Here is a 20,439-nt window from a genome sequence, read left to right on the forward strand (position 1 = left end):
TGATAATTTAACAAGTATTTACGTTTTTACTTCAAAACAATCCCCTTCTCCCCCTTCAGCCGAAACAACTGCAATTCCCCATCATTATTCGTCACCAAAATCCCCATCTCCTTCTGCGCTCCCAAATGAATCAAAGCCACATCCTTCACATCCTTAGGCGCAAAAAATCCACTCTCCAACACATTCAAAGGATTGAAGTTCCCCTTACCATCACCCAAAAGCACCAAGCCATTTCCAGCATCATATCTCGGAGTTTCGACCTCCGCATGATACATATTTCCAGCCACTACCAAATCTTGATGGCCATCCTTGTTCACATCCACCACCACAATCCCATTGATAGGAGCCATTTGCGCCTCATTTGGTAGCGGTTTTGCAGTGTAAGATTGGTCGCCATTGTTGATAAAGATCATCGAACGGAAATCATTTACTTGCAGGTGTAACGACGATTCCAGTTTTTGCTCGCCGTAAATTTCCTCCAAATTGGCGTGTGCAAAATCATTGTAGGTCGGGAATTTTTCGGCAACAAAAGGCATTTGTTGAGACGAACATTGTCGTCCACGAACAGGCACCAACTGCCCTTTGTACTCCTTGCTCAATACGATGTCGAAAGAACCCGTTCCGTCAAAATCATTGGCATACACATGCAAAGGTTTCTTGAGAGAAGGATTGAATTTGTTGTTCAAACCGATGTTTCCTGCAATCAAATCCTCGTCACCATCCCCGTCAATGTCTGCTACTTCAATGCTGTACCACCAACCCGTGTAGTCTGCAAAGCCGTATTCTGCTGTCACATCTTTGAATTTACCACCCTCATTTTGGTAGAAACTGACAGGCATCCACTCCCCTACCACAATCAAATCCACTTGACCGTCCTTGTTGAAGTCCGTCCATTTGAAGTCGGTAATCATGCCCGCTTCTTGCAGTTCGGGAGCGAGTTCAGCCGTTACATCGTTGAATTTTTTGTTGTCATTTCGGAGCAAATAAGAGCGAGAAGGAAAAGGGTATTTCCCTGGCGTAGTACGTCCTCCCACAAAAATATCCATATCGCCATCACCATCAAAATCAGCCGCTTGCGCTTTCATGCCGCTGCTCAACATATCGGGTAAAGCCTTGACCTGTGCAAAACCTTTCTCTCCAAAATTGACATACAAACGGTCTTGAAGCAAAGCCTCCTTTCCTGCAAATTCACCACCGCCGCCACTCACAATGTAGAGGTCATCATAACCATTGTTGTCCGCATCAAAAAACAAGGGATACATATCTTCCGAAGCTGCATTTGCTGACCACGGTTGCTGTTGGGCAGGGTAAAAAGTCGCATCTGCTGCCTGCAAATACAATACGCCACTTTGACCTGCTGCGCCTCCTACATAAAAGTCCTCCAAACCATCCTTGTTCACGTCCGACACGCCCACAAAAGGTCCCAACATCGATTGTTTGTGCGGCAACAAGATTTCGGTTTTGAAGTCGTCATAGACATTTTCGGTGTGCTTGAAGGTAATACCCATTTTTTGCAGATTCGCTTCCGCAAAAAGTCCTTCTACCTTTGGTTTTTGGATTTGAGAACCTGCCTTTGCATCTTTTTTATCCACCTTCAATAGCTGATTGGCAGCCACATCCGTCAATATTTGCTCTTTGCCGTCCAGCCATTTCACTTCAATCTTATCCACCTTGTCCGCCTTGCCCAAACCAAAATGCACAAATTCTTCAACAGCCGATTGATAACCACGGGTATAGGTTAGTTCTTGGTATTGAATTTGGTCGCCAACATGAATCGTCACTTTGGCATTGAGGGTATTTGCTTTTTTGCCATCATCCAACAATTGCAGTCGGAGGTAATTATTACCCGTCAATTCGTTGGCATTGTTTCTATAGATAAAAGCCTCTGTATCTGTGTTATTCATCACAAAATCGAGGTCGCCATCTCCGTCAAAATCGGCATACGCTGCGCCTGTTGAATAAGATGGTTGCGCCATATCCCAAGCTGTCGCTTTGTCGGTGAAGGTCAAGTCGCCATTGTTGCGGTACATCATATTGGAGAGGGGTACTTCGGGCATCATCTTCCATAGTTCGGGGCGTTTTTCATTGGGAACTGTGCCTCCGCCTTCTTGACGTGCTTTTTCCATTGCTATCCTAAAGTCATTGTCAAGGGCATATCGGCGCATACCATTCGAAACGAGGTAATCTTTCCAACCATCATTGTCGACATCCATGAAGAGGGCTGACCAACTCCAATCGGTTTTTGCCACGCCTGCCATGTTCGCAATTTCGCTGAAAGTTCCATTTCCATTGTTCACCTGCAATGTGTTGAACATGTATTGGTATTGCTGATTCAACTGATTGACTAAGCCCCAAAACAAATCGGTATCCATTGAAGCCATCAACGTTTTTCCACGGATGTGATCGGCTGCTGCCATGTCCACAGATGCGATGTCCAAATATCCGTCATTGTTGAAGTCTGAAATATCTGCCCCCATGCCGAACCATGGAACGTGTTTGGTGCGGGTTTTCTGCTCATCCACAAATGTACCATTGCCTTGATTGATGTACATTCGGTCGGGAACGGAATAGTCATTGGCTTGGTAAATGTCGGGATAACCATCGTCGTTGATGTCTGCAATGACCAAACCCAAACCATAACTGTGATTGACCAAACCAGCTTCCCGTGTCACATCTTTGAATTTTCCATTGTCGTTGCGGTAGAATTTACTCGACATTTTGTAGAGCGTTTCGGGGTTCTCTAAGTCTTTGAAAACCACATTGAGGGGAATTCTAAAATAAGTGGAATGATTGGAAACAAACAAATCCAAATCGCCATCTTTGTCATAGTCAAAAAAGGCAGATTGTACCGACCAATCGCCATTGTCAATGCCATATTCTGCCGCACTTTCTACAAAATTACCGTCTCCTTTGTTGATATACAGTTCATTGGCTTTAGAGGCTTCGTCTATATGAGGGCCTGCATTGTTCACATAAATATCCAGCAACCCATCGTTGTTGACATCTGCCATAGTTGCGCCTGTTGTGAAACGCTTGCTACCGACTCCTGCTTTTTCGGTGATGTCTTCAAATTTGAAATTGCCCTTGTTGAGGTACAATCGGTTGGCTTCGTTGTTGCCACAAAAGAAAATATCTGGTAATCCATCGTTGTTGATGTCGCCTACTGCAAGGCCTGCGCCCATATAATAGTATTCGTAGGAAAGCACATTGTTGATGCTGTAAATATCCTCTTGCAGAAAATTCCCAAATGTCACACCTGTTTCGGACGAAGGAAGGAGGGTGAACAGTGGAGATTTGTAATCCACATCACCTGTTTTTGCAGTTGTTTTGGATGTTGAATTGTTTGAGGAACTTTTTGAAGTGCTTTCGGGTTGAGTACAAGCTGTTTGTAGCAGGAAACTCACCAATAAAAATAATGCCCCGAAACGGCTTAAATTGGTGGTTTTAAATGGATAAGAAAACATAGTATTCTTTTTTATTTTTTGTCTATATGTAAATCCTATTCTTCGCCCATGAAATAATTTATAGGTGATGAATGGGATGTTGAACAAAAATAAGAAAAAACCATTAACTTAGTACTTTCTTTAACAGGCGAGTCGTATGCGGTCTGACACCCCCGAGGTGACACCGTTTTAGATGGTCTTCATTTCGGTTGCTGCTGATTTATTGGCAGTATTAGGTTTGCAGTTTGACATAACAATCTAACTGCGGCCTCGAATTCCTTTTCTCACTACTTGCACCGTCGGATTGGCTGGCTCGCTTTTTTATCTTCTGATTCACAATTATTCGTATAATGTTATTTTATTAACATATCATACTCCTGCCTATTTTTTTTTATGTTAATAACACAAGTCTCTTCCATTTGGTACTAATAAATTTGCAAATCTCGTTTTTTTTCTTTATATTCGGATGAATGCATACCAACCTACTCCTCAAACTCTACTGATTATATTTGCTTTATAAGCAATTATTTTTCATAAATTTTATTTTACATCAAAATCCAAAAATCATGATTAACATTTTTGCAAAAAGAGCAAAATGGACACTCAGTTTGGTATTCATTTTAATTGTCACTTTTTCCTATGCAGGTAGTCGAGAAATTGGTGGTTATGTTGATCAGGCAGAAAGCCGTTTTGTGCGAAACGTTTGGAACTTCATCAAAAATTTTCAAACAAGTCAAACTATTGGTTCTCACAGTTGGAAGTATTACCAATATTACTGGGCAGAACCTTACCAATTTACAGGATCTTCACACGACAACTATGTAGATGCGATGGATTTGGCTTATGTAGCTGGCCATGGTAATTACCACTACATTCAGACGAATCAAAGTACTGGTCAGGGAGTCAATTTAAAGACTGTTCCTCCTTATGGCGACAGCGGAGACGATTTGGAGTGGATGATTATTGAATCCTGCTATACCGTATCCTCTGCCCCTGAAAAGGCAAATTGGTGGAGCGATTATTCCAATATGTTTGGTGGACTACACCAATTGATAGGTTTCCATACTTTGAGTCATTCCGATAATGGCATTCCCAACAACTATGCAAACAAACTTAAAAGCAATGGCTATCTCTGGCAGTCTTGGTTTGATGCGGTCAATGAGGAACGTTGGTGGATTTTCAACCCGTCTTATTATGATGATCAATATGGTAGTAATTACCCCTACCCTGGTTTAGCAAGTGCCATTGTAGCAAAAGGCTGCAAATACGATCGTCTTGGTTCTTATGCAGCTGATCCCGCTGCAGGTACTTCAGGAATGCAAACTTTTTGGCAATATTAATTTATACTCATCAAGTTCAGTCATTTTAAATCTTTAATTCACAATAAAAACAACAACAGTGAAACATATATATAAAACATTATTTTTGATAGGCTCATTGATGCTTTTGGGACTATTCGTCATGTCTTCTCGATACATGAACCCCTCCACTGGTGATGAATTAGCATCCTTTCAACCCAGTGTATATAAAAATCTGATTACCTATACTAAAGGAGATTTATTTGTTTTTGAAACAGAAAAACCCTCTCCTAAAAAAATGGATCAGTTTAGTGAGAAATCAAGGCAATTACTAGGCAATCGTTTGTCTGTGCCTTCTATTAGAAGTAACGAGGTCATGGAACGTTCGAAATCAGATCCAACTGCTTTTTTTGAGGCGAATATCTCTGAAGGCAAGTTAGCTTTTAATAAAGGAATGCAAAATTATTTGGACAAAGGTGGCCGTGAATTGCCGTCACAAGAAAATGCCAATAAAGCCTCTCTTCAATTCATCCAAGAAAGCGGGTTAGCACCCGAAAATAAGGAAGAATTAATCATGATGCATTCAGGCGGTTTGCGTACTTCTTTTGCAGGTTCAAATGAGACAATAGATGTATTGAGAACTGTGACCTATGGGCGATTGTTAGATGGTGTTCCTGTCTATGGTGCAGGCTCCAAGATCATTGTACAAGTAGGAAATAAAGGAGAAATTGTTGGTGCGACTTCGCGTTGGAAAAAAGTACAAGAAACCTCAAAGAAAAGGGTTGGAGAAGTAGAAATGAAGAGTGCCCGAGATGCTGAAGTAGAAATGAAAAGACGACTACTAACCGAATTTGGAAAAGGAACAAAATCCAAACTCGAAAATATGGCACTTGCTTATTATGACGGGGCAGGAAGTCATATCCAACCTGCTTACTTTTTTCAGGTCAAAGTGATGCTTCCCCAAGTAAACGATGCGCCTCCTGTGAGGTTTGACTATATGGGCATCGTTCCTGCACTTGCCAATTCGCCTGAAAGAATTGAGGTGATGGATACGCCAAAGGAAGCTTCCCTAATCAAAAAGTTATCTTCTAAACCTACTTTAGATATTCGTGAAAAAAAATCAAGAGATATTGAGTAGCAAGGTTTTTGAGTTGAATAGTAGTTTTTAGCTGCTATTTACACCATACTTAAAAATAGATTGATTCTTAAAATTACTCCATAGCGGTGGGTTTACTTAGTTCTCAGAACAGGTTGAAACCCACCGCTTTTTTCAATCAGTAAGTCAAAATAGATTGTATAATGAAAAGTGTTTTATTTAGTTTATCCTTTTGTATGTTTAGTTTGTTTTTGTTGGCAACAGATTGTCAGAATAAGGTTGACAATAAAAACGCCCAAACCCAAGAAACATCCCAACCCAATACTTCTACCCCTCCAAGTGGATACGAAACCCCCTCTACTCCTAAGCCAATCCCAATAGAGGATTTGGATAAAGATTGTTATGAGGCAGTTAGTAATACAGAATCAATTCCTTGTCCTGATGTATATGCACCTATATGTGGCTGCGATAACAAAAACTATAGCAATAAGTGTCAGGCTGAAAGAGCAGGAATCAAAAAATGGACTGAGGGAAACTGTAAATAATCTACTTGGTAGGTTTTACCGTCGTTGGCAGTTGTTGCATATTTTGCAACAACTGAATTTTGCTGTAACTCACCTTCTTCAAATACATTGTTGATATATCTTGAAACAGTAGATTTATTTCTCTGAAATAGGTTCGCCATTTAATTTTGCGACAACCAAACAGTTTCGTTCTCCAATTGCACTTCTATTTGAGTGCTGCCATCTTTGGCTTGGTAAATGAGAATATTTGATTGAGGACTGTTGTTGCTTTCCATGATTGAATGAATTTATTTTCGATGTATAAAGATAAGAAATTCAACCTAAAAACAACAACCCCCAATCATTTAAATTACTGATAATAAACTAAGTGAAGAAAAAAAAATCTAAACCAAATCAGCCGCTTCTGCAATCAACTCTGCAATATCTTTCACTTCAATGTTTTCCTTTGTATCAGACCCTTTCACCCCGTCCGTCATCATGGTCATACAAAATGGACAACCAACCGCCACAATTCCAGCCTTGCTCTCCAAAATATCTTTGGTGCGCTCTTGATTCACCCGAAGTTTACCCTCTTCTTCTTCCTTGAACATCTGTGCGCCACCCGCACCACAGCACAAACCCTTGGATTTGCAGCGTCGCATTTCAACCAACTCAGCATCCAAAACCTCCAACACTTTTCGGGGAGCCTCATAGATATTATTGGCACGACCCAAATAGCAAGAATCATGGTAGGTGATGCGCTTGCCTTTGAAGTTGCCGCCTTCCTTCATTTTGATTTTGCCACTGTCAATCAACTGCTGCAAAAAGGTGGTGTGGTGAATGACCTCATACGTACCTCCCAAAACAGGGTATTCATTCTTCAAGGTATTGAAGCAATGCGGACAAGCTGTCACGATTTTTTTGACCCCATACATATTAAGCGTTTCAATATTGGTAGCAGCCTGCATTTGAAACAAAAACTCATTTCCAGCTCGTCTTGCAGGATCGCCCGTACAGGTTTCTTCTGGACCTAAAACGGCATATTTCACTCCAACATGGTGCAAAATTTTGACAAATGCTTTGGTGACTTTCTTGGCTCGGTCATCAAAACTGCCTGCACAGCCTACCCAAAACAATACTTCTGCTTCTTTGCCTTCGGCAGCCAAATCTGCCATCAATGGAACTTGGATCATCTTGTTGAATTGTTAAATGGTTGAATTGTTGAATGGTTGAATGGTTGAATGGTTGAATGGTTGAATGGTTAAATTGTTAAATGGTTGAATTGTTGAATGGTTAAATGGTTAAATGGTTAAATGGTTAAATGGTTGAATTGTTAAATGGTTGAATTGTTGAATTGTTGAATGGTTGAATGGTTGAATGGTTAAATGGTTGTGTTGATTATTATTCTATATCTTGCTTCCTACTTCTCGCTTCCTACTTCCTACTTCCCACTTCTCACTTCTCACTTCCCACTTCCTACTTCCCACTTCTTACTTCCTACTTCCTACTTCTCGCTTCCTACTTCTCGCTTCCTACTTCTCGCTTCCTACTTCCTACTTCCTACTTCTCGCTTCCCACTTCCTACTTCCCACTTCCCACTTCCTACTTCTCGCTTCCTACTTCCTTCTTCCCACTTCTCGCTTCCCACTTCTCACTTCCCACTTCTCACTTCTCACTTCCCACTTCTCACTTCCTACTTCCTACTTCTCACTTCTCACTTCCTACTTCCTACTTCTCACTTCCTACTTCTTTCTCCTTCAAATACTCCTCATAGCCTACCTCCTCCAATCTTGTATATTTATCGGCAACCGCTTGAGTTAGCCCTTCCTTGAAGTCTATCAATTTTTGTTGAATTTCTGCATCATAAGCCCCCAACATACTTGCCGCCAAAATCCCTGCATTTTTCGCACCATCTAAAGCAACCGTTGCCACAGGAATTCCGCTTGGCATCTGCAAAATGGACAAAACCGAATCCCAACCGTCAATCGAATTGCGGGATTTAATAGGAACGCCAATCACTGGAAGTGGGGTAATTGCAGCGACCATGCCTGGTAAATGCGCTGCTCCACCTGCCCCTGCAATGACAACCTTTATACCCCGTTTGTGGGCATTTGCACCAAAATCCATCATTCTATCGGGTGTGCGATGCGCCGAAACAATGGTCAATTCAAAGGGTATTCCCAACTGTTTGAGGAAATCCGCTGCTGCTGACATAATCGGTAAGTCCGAATCGGACCCCATGATGATACTGACTAAAGGATTCATAATTTATACTCTTGAATTGTTATATTGCTGAATTGTCGTACTGTTGAGCCATTTAACAATACAACCATCCTAAGAAACCACCTTCAACAAAGTCGAAATTTCTCTCGCCTTCTGTTTTGCCGTTTCCAAATTAGGGTCTAAGATAGTAATGTGACCCATTTTTCGGAAAGGTTTGGTGATTTCCTTGCCATAGAGATGCACATAAACACCCTCTATTTCCAAACATTCGGCCAGACCTTCGTATTTAGCAGGGCCTGTGTGATTGGGTTCTCCCAAAAGATTCACCATCACCGCTGGCATTTTCAAAGTCGTACTACCCAATGGTAAATCCAAAATGGAACGCAAATGTTGTTGATATTGAGAAGTATAGCAAGCTTCAATACTGTGGTGTCCGCTATTGTGTGGACGGGGGGCCACTTCATTGACCAATACCTCACCGTCTTTGGTAAGAAACAACTCTACCGCCAAAAGACCTTGAATGTCGAAAGCTTTACTCACTTCAATGGCTATTTTTTGGGCTTTTGCAGCAATCGTTGAGGATATGTTGGCAGGTGCAAATAAAAATTCCACCAAATTGGCTTTTGGATTGAACTCCATTTCTACGGCATCAAAACAAACAATTTCACCACTTTTACCCTTTGTCACAATCACCGAAAGCTCTTTGTCAATGTCCACCAAATCCTCTACCAAACTCGGTTCTTCAAATAATTGGGTTAAATCTGCTTCGGTGCGAATCACCTGTACTCCTCTCCCATCATAGCCAAATTGCCGCAATTTTTGGACAAAAGGCAATTGCAGTTCATCGGCTTCAATGGCTGCTAAGATGGATTTTTTATTGGGGAAAATTTGGTAATTAGAGGTCGCTATTTCGTGTTTTCGGAAAAAATCTTTTTGCAGCCCTTTGTCTTGAATGATTTTGACTTTTGCAGGATTTGGATGCACTGTTTTTCCTTCTTTCTGCAATTGAAGAAGTGCTTCGATATTTACTTGCTCTATTTCAATAGTCAATATATCCACCATTTGTCCAAATTGATAGACAGTTTCGTAATCCCGAAAATCACCTACGGTTAATTTTGAAGTCCATTCAGCTGCAGGACAACTGGGATTTGGGTCAAGAATGTGAATGGGAATCGCCAATGGATTGGCCGCTTGAAGAAGCATTTTGCCCAGTTGGCCGCCACCGAGAATACCGAGTTTTGGGAAAAAAGACATTTTGGATGTTAAGATGTTTGAGAAAATTAGGACAAATGTACTACTTATTTTTCAAACATTGCTTAATCTCAAGCCGCACAGCCTACCTTCTTCCAACAAAGTTTTTCTACTTCCAAAGACTGCAATGAATACAGACAATTGGGGTGAAAGTACTCCAATTGAAGGGAGGAATGTGGTAGGTAATTGCTTACTGGATTGGCAGGAACTGTTAGCACGTATTTCAATGCTTTTCTGGCACGATGTAAGCGAACTTTGGTGGCACTAACCGACAGATCAAAGTGCCGAGAAATTTCTTCTATGCTCAGGTTGTCAAAATAAAAAGCTTCGATAACCTCTTTGTTCTTGTGGCTCAACTGCTCAACTGCTTCTCTTACTCGTTTTCTAATCAACTCGTCGTCTTCAAAAGCTACGGTTTCTTCTGGAATCTGAAACAATTCATCGGGGAGGTTGAGCATTGGGCTTTTTTTACTGCGGTGGTAATTGTTGCAGGTATTTCGCAGAATCCCCATGACCCAAGCCTTAAATTTGGTAGGGTCTTCGAGCTTGCCAATAGATAGATATGCTTGAACAAGTGCTTCTTGCACCAAATCTTTGGCAGCACTTTCGTCTTTGGTATAAGCAGTTGCTCTTCGAAGACAAATACCATAACATTCTTTGACCAAATGGTTGAAAGCTTCTTTGTCTCCTGCTTTCAATTTTTCTGCCCAATCCCTTGTTTGATTCATAACAGCAAAATTTGTTAATTTGGAAAATGTATCCTTGTAGATAGTGGTTACTTATCTAAAAAGGTTACATGAAGAAATTGTTCAATTTGCAGGCATTTTTAATTTGGACTCTGTGGTAACGTGGCTTTGTTTTTTGGTATAGTTAAGAAAAAAGTGCTGCCTTCTTCTAAGACGGATTGAACCCATATATTTCCTTTATGGTTTTCCATTACTTTTTTGCAATAGCCTAGTCCAAATCCTGTGCCATTGTAAGTTGTATCGGTGTGACCACGCTTGAATAATTCGAAAATAGAGGTGAGATTTTCTTGTTTGATGCCTATACCATTGTCTGATAATCTAATACAATAGGTATCCGCTTGCTCTTCACAACTGATATGTATTTTTGGAGCGATGTTTTGTTGTCGAAACTTGATGGAATTGTCAATCAACAATTCAAATAATTTGGCAAACTGTTTTGGAAAAGCTCGGACAATCGGAAGCTCATCAGTTGTGACAACTACATCATTTTCAACAAGGTAATGATGCTGTTTGCTGGAGGCGATATTTACCATTTCGTTTACATCTACTTCGGTCATCATTTCTTCGTGACTATCAAGTCGGGAATATTCCAATAAATCCCCCAACAGTTCTCCCATTTTTTGTGCTTCGTCTTGTACTTCTGTAAATTTTTGTTCAGATGTTCGGCTAACTACTTTTTTTAAACGACTGTGTAAGAGTTGAGTATAACTTCGAATCATACGCAATGGCTCCTGAAGGTCATGGGCTACCACATATACAAATTGTTTTAGATCTTCGTTGGAGTCTTTTATTTGTTCTTTTTCTACATCAATATTTGTTTGCGCTAGTTGCAGCAAATCTTTTCTTTTCAACCTTATCTGATAACGAATATAAACAATCAGAATAGTAAGCAGCAGCAGTGAAATGGTGGCAATACCTATCGCAAAGTAGATGTTTTGCAATTTGTTTTGCTGCTTCAATTTTGTAATTGCTTGTTCTTTTCGACTTTGCTCTAAGTTGTAGTTGATTTGCATTTGGTTGATAAGCTCCAAATCGCTTTCATTGAGCAATGAATCTTTGAGTGCAATGTATTTTTCTTTGTAGTTAAATGCTTCTTGAAGGTTTCCTCTACTGTCGTAGTTGGCTGCAATAGCCGAGTAGAGTTCTTGTATGCGGGGAGCTGCCTTGAGTTCTTGCGCCAATTGCAGTGCAGATTGCAGTGTTTGTAGTGCTTCTTGCGGGTGATTTTGTCGCAATTGAAGCCTTCCAATTGATTCTAAAATAATGGTTTGTCCGTTTTTATCTTCTGATTCTATCATGATTTCTAGTGCACGATAGAAGTAATCATTGGCTTTGGAATAGGCTCCACTTTCACTGTAATTTTCTCCTACATTGTGCAAGGCATAAGCAATACCTATGGGATGATGTAGTTTTTTTGCCAATTCAAGTGCCATCAAATTGTACTTCAAGGATTTTTCGGAGTCCTTCAATTTTCCGAAAACACTTCCCAAGGCTGCATAACATCGGTAGATGCCGTCTTCAAAATTGTTGAGTTGCCAAGTATTGAAGGCTTCTTCATAGTGTTTTTGCGCTTCTTTATAATTTTGTTGTTGGTAATACATATTACCAAAAGTATATTGCGATTTTCCAATTCCCAATGTATCCTTCAGTAACTCTCTAATTCGCAAAGCTTTTATTTGATACTCTGAAGACTGCATATAATCACCGATATATAAGTAGGCGGTTGCCAATTCACCATATATATCTGCATTGAAGTCGCTGGGCAGTGGTGTTAGGGTATTTTCGTCTAATATGGTAGATAGGTAATTGATTGCGAGTGGGAAATTGCCTATTTTGGTGTAGAGCAATCCTATGTTGTATTGGTACTTATTTACTTTATTTTTCTCGTTGAGGCTTTTTGCTGCATCTAGGGCAGCGAGGTAATTGGTAAGTGCATTGCTGTATTGATTGTTTCGATAGTAATACTCTGCCAGTTTTTCTGAAAGTTTTAGGCTAAAAATAGTGTCATTAGATTCTTCTTTTGCCGAATCCAAAAGATGTTCAATGTTATTATCTAAAGAATTGATGTTCTGTTTTTTATTCTTCTCTTCAGCACATACATCATTTGCCGCTAATAGAAAAATCATCAGCACACAAAAAATAAATGTAACATGGCATCGAAGAATGGGCATCATATCGTCAATCAATTGTCATGTTTAAATAACCATAAATTATACCAAACTTGAATAGTCACGCTTTATTAAGCAGCTTTTTGTATCATTATTTGGGTATTGGCTGAACTAATTTGGAGTTTACGGTCTATCGTGAAGTAAAAAGTAGTGCCATAACCTAGTTCTGAGGTGAGGAAAATTTCGCCTCCATGTCTTCTCACAATTTTTTGACATGTAGCCAAACCAATGCCAGTACCCTTGTATTCTTTTGAGGTATGAAGTCGCTTGAATATTTCAAAAATTCGGGATTGGTGCTCTGCCGCTATCCCTATTCCATTGTCTTGTATTGAAAATAGGTACTGATCTTTTTTGACGACACAATTGATTCGTATGACAGGTGATTTGTCACCCACAAACTTCAATCCATTGCTAATCAAGTTTTGAAATAGTTGTATCAGGGTAGTTTGATTCGCCACAATTTGGTGGGGTAAACTTTCTATAATTATCTGAGCATCTTTTTCTTCAATCATATTTATCAAAGAACGCTGTACCTCGTCCACTAGTGTATGCACATTTACATTGGTCAATTTCCAAGCAGTTTTTCGGCTATCCAATCTTGCGTAAGACAGTAAATCAGTTAGTAAATTGCTCATTCGCTCAATACCATCCGAAATATAGTAGATAAAATCTCTGCTATCCTCAGTAAGATTTTCTTGATACTCCACCTGCAAACTGGAAACAAGTTGGTCAATGTGCTGCAATGGTTTTTGCAAATCGTTGTAGGCAACTGTAGCAAAATATTCTAAACTACGATTAGAGGTTGCCAATATTGCACGCTCTTTCTCTGATTTTGCTTTCTTTTTGGCTAACAATTGATGTTCGATTTGCACCAGATGGTGCCGATTGAATAACAGAAATACAAATAGTAATAAAATAGCAATTCCTATCAGTGATGCTTTTGGGTAAAGTTGTTTCACCTCTTGTTCTTGTTGAAGCTCAGCAATAGTTACCTCCTTTTTTTGTAGTTCATGTCGAATCTGCATAGCCAATATACGCTCTGTGTTGTTATCTATAATGAGCGAATCATTCAAAGACAGGTATTTTGCTTGATAATTATGTGCAAGTCGTAGTTGTCCCAATTTATGGAAACTCTGATACAGCAATTGATAGATCTCTTTTATTAGCGGTCTTGCGCCAATAGGTTGGGCAATCTCCAATCCCTGTTCCAAATAAACAAGGGCTTTGTCATACGCCTCTTGTTCGATATAAAACTTTGCAATGGCTCTTAATACTTTTACTTCTCCTACTTTGTCTTTTGCTGCTTGCATTTTCTGCAATGCTTCATTATAATACATTGAAGCTTCTTCAAAACAATGCATATCATGATAGTAACTCGCCAAATTATGTGTACCATAAGCAATGCCAATAAGATAGTCGGCTTCCTCAGCATTTTCCAAAGCCAATTCGCTGTATTCGAGCCACTTATCATATTGTTTCTTTTCTCCATAAACGACTCCAATGGCATCATTACAGGTGTAAATCCATCGTTTATTACCTTTGTGAATCCACATATTTAGAGATTTCTTGTAGTAGTTGAGTGCTTCATCTAATTGTCTTTGATGAAAGTAAATACTTCCCATTGTGTAATAAGAGCGTCCCATACCCGAAGAATCCAAATGGGCTGTATTGAGTTTCATCGCTTTTAAATGATAACTGTATGCTTGTTCATAATCCCCAATATCAACGTATAAGTTGCCTATTCCTCCGAGACTACGTCCAACTGTTTGGTAAGCATCTTCGTCAAACTCTCCAATCTCCACTGCTTTTTTGTAGTGATAAATGGCTTCTGAGAAATTGCTCAATTGATTGTGTGTATATCCTAAGTTTAAGTGGGTTTCAGCGATTACACTGGGAATATTGGAAGAGGCATACAAAACTGTTTCTAAACTTTCTTGAAAATATTTAATAGCCAAATCGTAATTGTTTTTTTTGAAGTAAAAATTACCAATTTGCTTATAAATATCTCCAATTGCATTGACATTTTGTTTTGATTGCTGAACAACCAATTCGTTTTTCAAACTATCCAAATAGTCTTCTGCCATTAATCTGCTAGAAGTAAATAGCACCATCAATAGGGTAAGTATAATGTATTTAGGCACGGGCTTGATTTGAGAGAATTAAATTACTAACTGTTTAGATTGAAACAGCGTTTTTTTCTTTTTTAGACTTTGGACAAAAGAATCCCATTCAACCTTCGGTTGAGCTAAAAACATAATAATATTTTCTTATATTATCACTTGATTTGTTCAATATTTTGCTTGTAATTTTGTTCATTTTTGAGTTTTTTCTTTGGTTTCTGCTTCGGTTTCTGCTTTAAGACGGTTCCTTTCTTACGCCCCTTTCCATTTTTAGACTCTTGAGGTTTGAAGGGTCGAATATCAAAAGTAGAAAAAAGTCTTTTTGCTCCTTTTCGGGTCATTGCAACTGACTTTCTCTGTTTGTTCTGTTGAGCTCTTTTTACTTCAGGCAGATATTCTTCCCATGGATTGACACAAACTTCGGTTTCTGTGGATGCAAAGTACAAAAGCCAATAAGTCAGCTGTACTGTCCATAACCAAGCATCCAAAGCCTCTACATTAGATGTTTGGTATTTGTCGGCTAAGAATTGCTGTTTACTGAAACGATTATGAACCTCAATATCATAGCGATGTTTGTAGTCCGTTTGAATTTCGAGTGTGGTGTGCGTTCTGCGATTTTTGCCCCATACACCCACAAACATATCTCGCTTGAATAAACAAGCTCCCGTTTCTTTGTCTATGAATCGAATACACGCCAAATCAAATGGCTTATCCTCCATTTTATAGCTATTTTTACCACGCAAAAGCACATCATTCCAACGATAAATTTGAACGAGGATTTTGCGTCCTTTTGCTAAAGTGGTTTCATATTCTACTTCATCATCAGTAGCTAAATCAAAAATGGGGCGTTGGGCTTTACTAAAATATTGCTTGGTTTTGCGATGCTTAAACTTACGCACACGCTCGGTTTGTAAATAATAAGGCTCATCTTCATAAGTTTTCTTGCGTCCGCCCTTTTTTTGTTCACCACAGTAAGGTTTATACACTTTCATTCCATAGCGCACTCTACTGATTAAAAGCAGATTATCGAACTTCTCAATCAATGGACTAATAAATTCTGGAACCGTATAACTCGAATCAGAAGTGTTCGTAACTTTTGTACTTTCGGCAAAAGGTAGATTCTCATCTTCTAAGACATTACACAGTTGCTGAACGACAACACTTATTTTATCGGATTGTAAATCTACTCGTAGATTATCCAAAGGAACGCTCCAAGCAGCAGGATGTTTTTCATCATAAAGATGTAGATTAAGACATGAAATATAATATCCAATGTCTATAGGTTTATTACCATAAATGCGTACATTTGGGATATTGACAAATCCTCGTTCTGCCAATGTCCGTGATTCGGGTTTGCGTATTGTTGTAAAATCAGTAGAGAGTTTGTACTCCGATTGATAGGGCATTTTTTTGAAAAATAATTGCCGCAAATCTGATTTTAACGCTAACTTGTCTGCACCGTTAAGTTCTTCGCCAAAATCTTTCATTACTTTTCCAAGTATCGAGTAATGATATTGAAAAAATGGACTCAAACTTAGGGATGTGGGATTAGGGGCATTTACTTCACTGCCCAATGCCATAAGTACATTCACTAAAGCCTTGGCGTGCTTTATGTCTGAATTTAAAATATCATGGCAAAACTCTTTTGTAATAGCTATGTTTTTCACATAATATACTATAGCAATAGTTTTGCCTATTTTTTTTCAAACAATTTCCGTCCAAAGTCTAATTTCTTTTGTTAGTACAAAAAAAATGCCATTATCAAATATATGACAATGGCATTTTATCCTGTAATAACAAGATGGTCAAGCTTTACAAAAAAATTAGTCGATTTCGATAGGAGGAGGAGGAGGATCACCACCACCGCCTTTCAACGACTGTAAATCTTTACTTGTCAAGACAGAAAGGGTCTTAGATAATTCTTGAAATGTGTTCATGTTAAAAAAATTAAATGGTTAAGAAATAAATAATGGTTATATAACAATACGCTATGCAGTATAAATATCTTATATAAAAACTATTCGTTGGTAATTCCTTATATGCATGTACTATGTACACAAAAAATTGCCGATAAGATAGATGGACTATCAATTTGATTTGGATAGAAAATTGTAGTGTGGATGGGTAAAATATCTGTAGGTGGAATAGCACAAAACTATTACATCTTTAGTCAAGGAACAAATTAATTTTTTGAAATATGAAAATTGCGAAAAATTAATTTAGGATCAGATGGAGGTGGGGGTGGTTGATGCTCCTTTATTCTGACTCCTCCTTTTACAAATTTTAAGGTATTTTTAGGTAGTATATCTAAGAAATACCTATTGGGTGGTAGATTTTGTAACTTCTTCATTTGGTTTGTGTTTGTATGGTATTGCTAAGATAACAAAAGTTAATTGTAATTACAAAACATTTTGTTAAACAACCTTTCTTTTTTTTAATACACATCTATAACTACTTTGAAACAAAAGCATTGTTCACTAAAAAAACTTGTCCAAATAGTTTTTCATATTTTATATCAGTGCCAGAAATAACGTAAAATCATATATTATTATTCAAGATAGAGTCTTGATACATCACATAAAAAAAGCATCTGATACAAAAAGTAACAGATGCTTTATCGAAATAATTAAGCTTGTAATGAGTGCTTACGCTTTAGCAGCAGCATAACGCTTAGTCACTTCTTCCCAATTGATTACATTGAAGAAAGCAGTAACATAGTCAGGACGACGGTTTTGATAGTTCAAATAGTAAGCATGTTCCCATACATCCAAACCCAAAATAGGTTGTCCTTTTTTGTCAGCCACATCCATCAATGGATTGTCTTGATTAGGAGAGGAAGTAACAAACAATTTACCATCACTACCTACACACAACCAAGCCCAGCCTGAACCAAATCGAGAACCTGCTGCCTTGCTAAATTCATCTTTGAAGGCATCAAAAGAACCCAAATCATTGTTGATAGCATCTGCCAAATCACCAGAAGGAGTACCGCCACCTGCAGGAGACATTACACTCCAAAACAAACTGTGGTTGTAAAACCCACCTCCATTGTTGCGCACAGCCGCATTGGTAGAAGCAACACTCAATAATTCTTCAATTGATTTTCCTTCAAGGTCGGTTCCTTTAATAGCCGCATTGAGGTTGTTGGTATAACCTGCATGATGTTTGTCGTGGTGAATTTCCATCGTACGAGCATCAATATGTGGTTCTAGTGCATCAAAAGCATAGGGTAAATCAGGAAGTTGAAAAGCCATATTTAAAAATATTTTAAATTTTGTGAATTAAAAACGAAAGTACGTTTTTCTATAAATTGAAATGTTTTTAGGGGCGTTTTTGTTCAAAGAAAAGTCGAATCATTTGCGTACTATCCTCAGCCAAAACACCTCCAACAATAATCGTTTTGGGGTGTAACACACTCAATTCCAAACTCTCGCACCCTCTTTTTGTATCCCAAGCTCCAAACACCAATCGCCCCAATTGTCCCCAATAAATAGCTCCCCCACACATGACACAAGGTTCTAAACTCACATATAGGGTACAATCTTTGAGATACTTACTACCGAGGTAATTCGAAGCAGCCGTTATCGCCAAAATTTCGGCATGAGCCGTAGCATCTTGCAGCCGTTCGACTTGATTGAAAGCTTTGGCAATAATCCTATTTTGGGCAACCATAACTGCTCCGACAGGTATTTCATCGGCTTCAAAAGCCAATTGTGCTTGTTGAAGTGCTATACGCATATAATATTCGTCTGTTAACATAAGGTTTGGAGATGAATGAAAAAATAAATATCATCGGTTATTTTTCTTAAAAAAGGTTAAAGCAAAGTGATTTTCTCTAATATTGGGAATCATTTCAACCATTTTTTTTGTAATATCGTTGTGTTAAGTAAACGATGAATGATAAATTTCCAGATAGCTATGCTAAAAATTTGTAAATCAGCGTACTATTTAAATTTTCATTTTTTTCCAATTTTTATTGAATTCTTATCAATCCTAAAGATATTTACATGAGACCATTTATCAACCTATTCTTAAGTCTTATTTTTGCTTCAACCTTATCTGTTTTTGCACAAAACAACCCTACTCCCGAAAGCTGGACACTTCAACAATGTTTTGACTATGCTGAAAAAAACAACATTCAACTCAAACAGGCAGCCCTTCAAATCACTTCCGCCGAAGGCAATCTGATGGAAAGTAAAGCTGCAATATTACCTGATTTGAATGGATTTTTCACTCAGTCTGTTAATTTAGGACGTACAGTAGTCAGCGCAACAAATAGCCTTGAAACCATTACAACCAATAATTCCAACCTTGGATTGAGCACCAATTTTACACTCTACAATGGTGGAGTTGTCAAACACACCATAGAACAGAGAGATCTTCAAGTAGGCTTGGCAAAATTGCAGGTTGAAGAAGCAAATAATAATTTACAACTTCAAATTCTTTCTGCTTATATGCAGGCACTTTTAGCTGAAGAACAGTTGAAGGTACTTCAAAATCAAGCCACACTCACCAAAGAACAGCGTGTGAGAATGAATAAATTGGTCGAAGCGGGTGTACGTGCGCCGAGCGATTTGCTGGATTTAGACGCACAAATTGCGAGTGACGACATCAACCTTGTCAATGCCGAAAACAACATCAATGCTTCTTACTTAACCATTGCTCAAATATTGGATTACTACAAACCCATCCGTATTGTGAAGCCCAATATTGAAGGACAATTGCCCAACCAAAATGAAGTCAGTGCTATTCGCCCTGATCAAGTATATGACGCAGCACTCAGAACACAACCTCAATTTAAGGTTAGGGATTTACAAACCCAAATTGCAGAGAAAAGCTATGACATAGCCAAGGGATATACCTATCCGTCCGTTTCTTTATTTGCACGATACAGTACAGACTATTCCAATGCCATCAAAAATTTTATCCCAACAGGTGAAATAGAACAAGTACCCACTTCACTAACAACTTTAGGAGGAGAAGGAGTCTTGCTCAATAGCCCAATTACCAATCAAGAAAACATCCCTTATTTCACTCAGTTAACAGACAATTGGCGTGCATCTGTTGGAGTCAGTATCAATGTGCCTATCTTCAACAATTACCAAGTCAAAAATGGCATCGAACAAGCCCGTATCAATATCGAAAACACCGTCTATTCAAAAGATCTCGCTAAAAATCAGTTGAGAAGAGAAATCGAACAAGCCTACTTAGATGCCAATGCGACTGCAAAAAGATACAAAGCGAATCAATCCAATATGGAGATTCTCAAAAAATCATTGGCACAAACAGAACGCCGTTTTGAATTGGGATTGGTCAATGCTTTCGACTACCTCACTGCAAAAAACAACCTCGCCTCTGCCGAATTGAACCTTCAATCTGCCATTTATGAATACATTTTCCGATTGAAAATTTTGGATTACTATCAAGGCAAAGATTTGGGCTTGTAATTATTTGACAGTCAAATAATTTTGTTTTTGATTCCCACTTCAATTTTCAATTATTGGTGAGTTTTGATTACTTTTGTGAAGATTGAAGAAACCACTAACTATGGATAGTAACACAGCTACTATGTATAATTTATCCATCAAAAT

Annotated in this window: 15 protein-coding genes; 5 read left to right on the top strand and 10 right to left on the bottom strand. The window is 38.6% G+C overall.

Annotated elements, in window-relative coordinates; genetic code table 11:
- Positions 1 to 26: 26 nt before the first annotated feature.
- Complete coding sequence (locus tag R3E32_15720) at positions 27 to 3,464, bottom strand: VCBS repeat-containing protein (protein ID MEZ4886183.1); 3,438 nt, start codon at positions 3,462 to 3,464, stop codon at positions 27 to 29.
- 545 nt (positions 3,465 to 4,009) lie between these two features.
- Between R3E32_15720 and R3E32_15725 the strand changes: the two genes are divergently transcribed.
- The 3 genes from R3E32_15725 to R3E32_15735 all read left to right on the top strand — a co-directional run bounded on the left by R3E32_15725 (position 4,010) and on the right by R3E32_15735 (position 6,382).
- Complete coding sequence (locus R3E32_15725; GenBank protein MEZ4886184.1) at positions 4,010 to 4,783, top strand: DUF6345 domain-containing protein; 774 nt, start codon at positions 4,010 to 4,012, stop codon at positions 4,781 to 4,783.
- Between the two features lie 58 nt (positions 4,784 to 4,841).
- Entirely contained in the window at positions 4,842 to 5,879 is a 1,038-nt protein-coding gene (locus R3E32_15730; protein ID MEZ4886185.1) for a hypothetical protein, read from the top strand.
- A gap of 161 nt (positions 5,880 to 6,040) precedes the next feature.
- On the top strand, positions 6,041 to 6,382 hold the full coding sequence (locus R3E32_15735; protein MEZ4886186.1) for a Kazal-type serine protease inhibitor: 342 nt from the start codon (positions 6,041 to 6,043) through the stop codon (positions 6,380 to 6,382).
- 362 nt (positions 6,383 to 6,744) lie between these two features.
- On the opposite strand, the gene R3E32_15740 is transcribed toward R3E32_15735, so the two are convergent.
- Positions 6,745 to 7,533, bottom strand: a complete 789-nt coding sequence (locus R3E32_15740; protein ID MEZ4886187.1) for a (Fe-S)-binding protein — start codon at positions 7,531 to 7,533, stop codon at positions 6,745 to 6,747.
- Between the two features lie 176 nt (positions 7,534 to 7,709).
- Between R3E32_15740 and R3E32_15745 the strand changes: the two genes are divergently transcribed.
- Entirely contained in the window at positions 7,710 to 8,114 is a 405-nt protein-coding gene (locus R3E32_15745) for a hypothetical protein (GenBank protein ID MEZ4886188.1), read from the top strand.
- Here R3E32_15745 and purE read toward each other — a convergent pair.
- The 8 genes from purE to R3E32_15785 form a co-directional block, all read right to left on the bottom strand.
- The gene (gene purE / locus R3E32_15750) at positions 8,069 to 8,605 is read right to left on the bottom strand and encodes a 5-(carboxyamino)imidazole ribonucleotide mutase (GenBank protein MEZ4886189.1); all 537 of its coding nucleotides are present in this window, start codon (positions 8,603 to 8,605) and stop codon (positions 8,069 to 8,071) included. The two genes, R3E32_15745 and purE, sit on opposite strands and share 46 nt — an antisense overlap.
- A 69-nt stretch (positions 8,606 to 8,674) precedes the next feature.
- The gene (locus R3E32_15755; protein MEZ4886190.1) at positions 8,675 to 9,817 is read right to left on the bottom strand and encodes a 5-(carboxyamino)imidazole ribonucleotide synthase; all 1,143 of its coding nucleotides are present in this window, start codon (positions 9,815 to 9,817) and stop codon (positions 8,675 to 8,677) included.
- A 68-nt stretch (positions 9,818 to 9,885) separates the two neighbouring features.
- Positions 9,886 to 10,542: a sigma-70 family RNA polymerase sigma factor gene (locus R3E32_15760; GenBank protein ID MEZ4886191.1), complete on the bottom strand. Its 657-nt coding sequence runs from the start codon at positions 10,540 to 10,542 to the stop codon at positions 9,886 to 9,888.
- 98 nt (positions 10,543 to 10,640) lie between these two features.
- A complete protein-coding gene (locus tag R3E32_15765; protein ID MEZ4886192.1) occupies positions 10,641 to 12,734 on the bottom strand; it encodes a tetratricopeptide repeat protein in 2,094 nt (697 codons plus the stop codon).
- Positions 12,735 to 12,799: 65 nt separating this feature from the next.
- Positions 12,800 to 14,869, bottom strand: a complete 2,070-nt coding sequence (locus R3E32_15770) for a tetratricopeptide repeat protein (protein ID MEZ4886193.1) — start codon at positions 14,867 to 14,869, stop codon at positions 12,800 to 12,802.
- A gap of 134 nt (positions 14,870 to 15,003) precedes the next feature.
- Complete coding sequence (locus R3E32_15775; GenBank protein MEZ4886194.1) at positions 15,004 to 16,440, bottom strand: hypothetical protein; 1,437 nt, start codon at positions 16,438 to 16,440, stop codon at positions 15,004 to 15,006.
- 1,053 nt (positions 16,441 to 17,493) lie between these two features.
- On the bottom strand, positions 17,494 to 18,102 hold the full coding sequence (locus R3E32_15780; GenBank protein ID MEZ4886195.1) for a superoxide dismutase: 609 nt from the start codon (positions 18,100 to 18,102) through the stop codon (positions 17,494 to 17,496).
- A gap of 67 nt (positions 18,103 to 18,169) precedes the next feature.
- Positions 18,170 to 18,607, bottom strand: coding sequence for a nucleoside deaminase (locus R3E32_15785; GenBank protein MEZ4886196.1), 438 nt, complete (start codon positions 18,605 to 18,607; stop codon positions 18,170 to 18,172).
- Between the two features lie 248 nt (positions 18,608 to 18,855).
- Between R3E32_15785 and R3E32_15790 the strand changes: the two genes are divergently transcribed.
- On the top strand, positions 18,856 to 20,295 hold the full coding sequence (locus tag R3E32_15790; GenBank protein ID MEZ4886197.1) for a TolC family protein: 1,440 nt from the start codon (positions 18,856 to 18,858) through the stop codon (positions 20,293 to 20,295).
- Positions 20,296 to 20,439: the final 144 nt, after the last annotated feature.

Source organism: Chitinophagales bacterium (assembly GCA_041392475.1).
GTDB lineage: Bacteria > Bacteroidota > Bacteroidia > Chitinophagales > UBA2359 > JAUHXA01.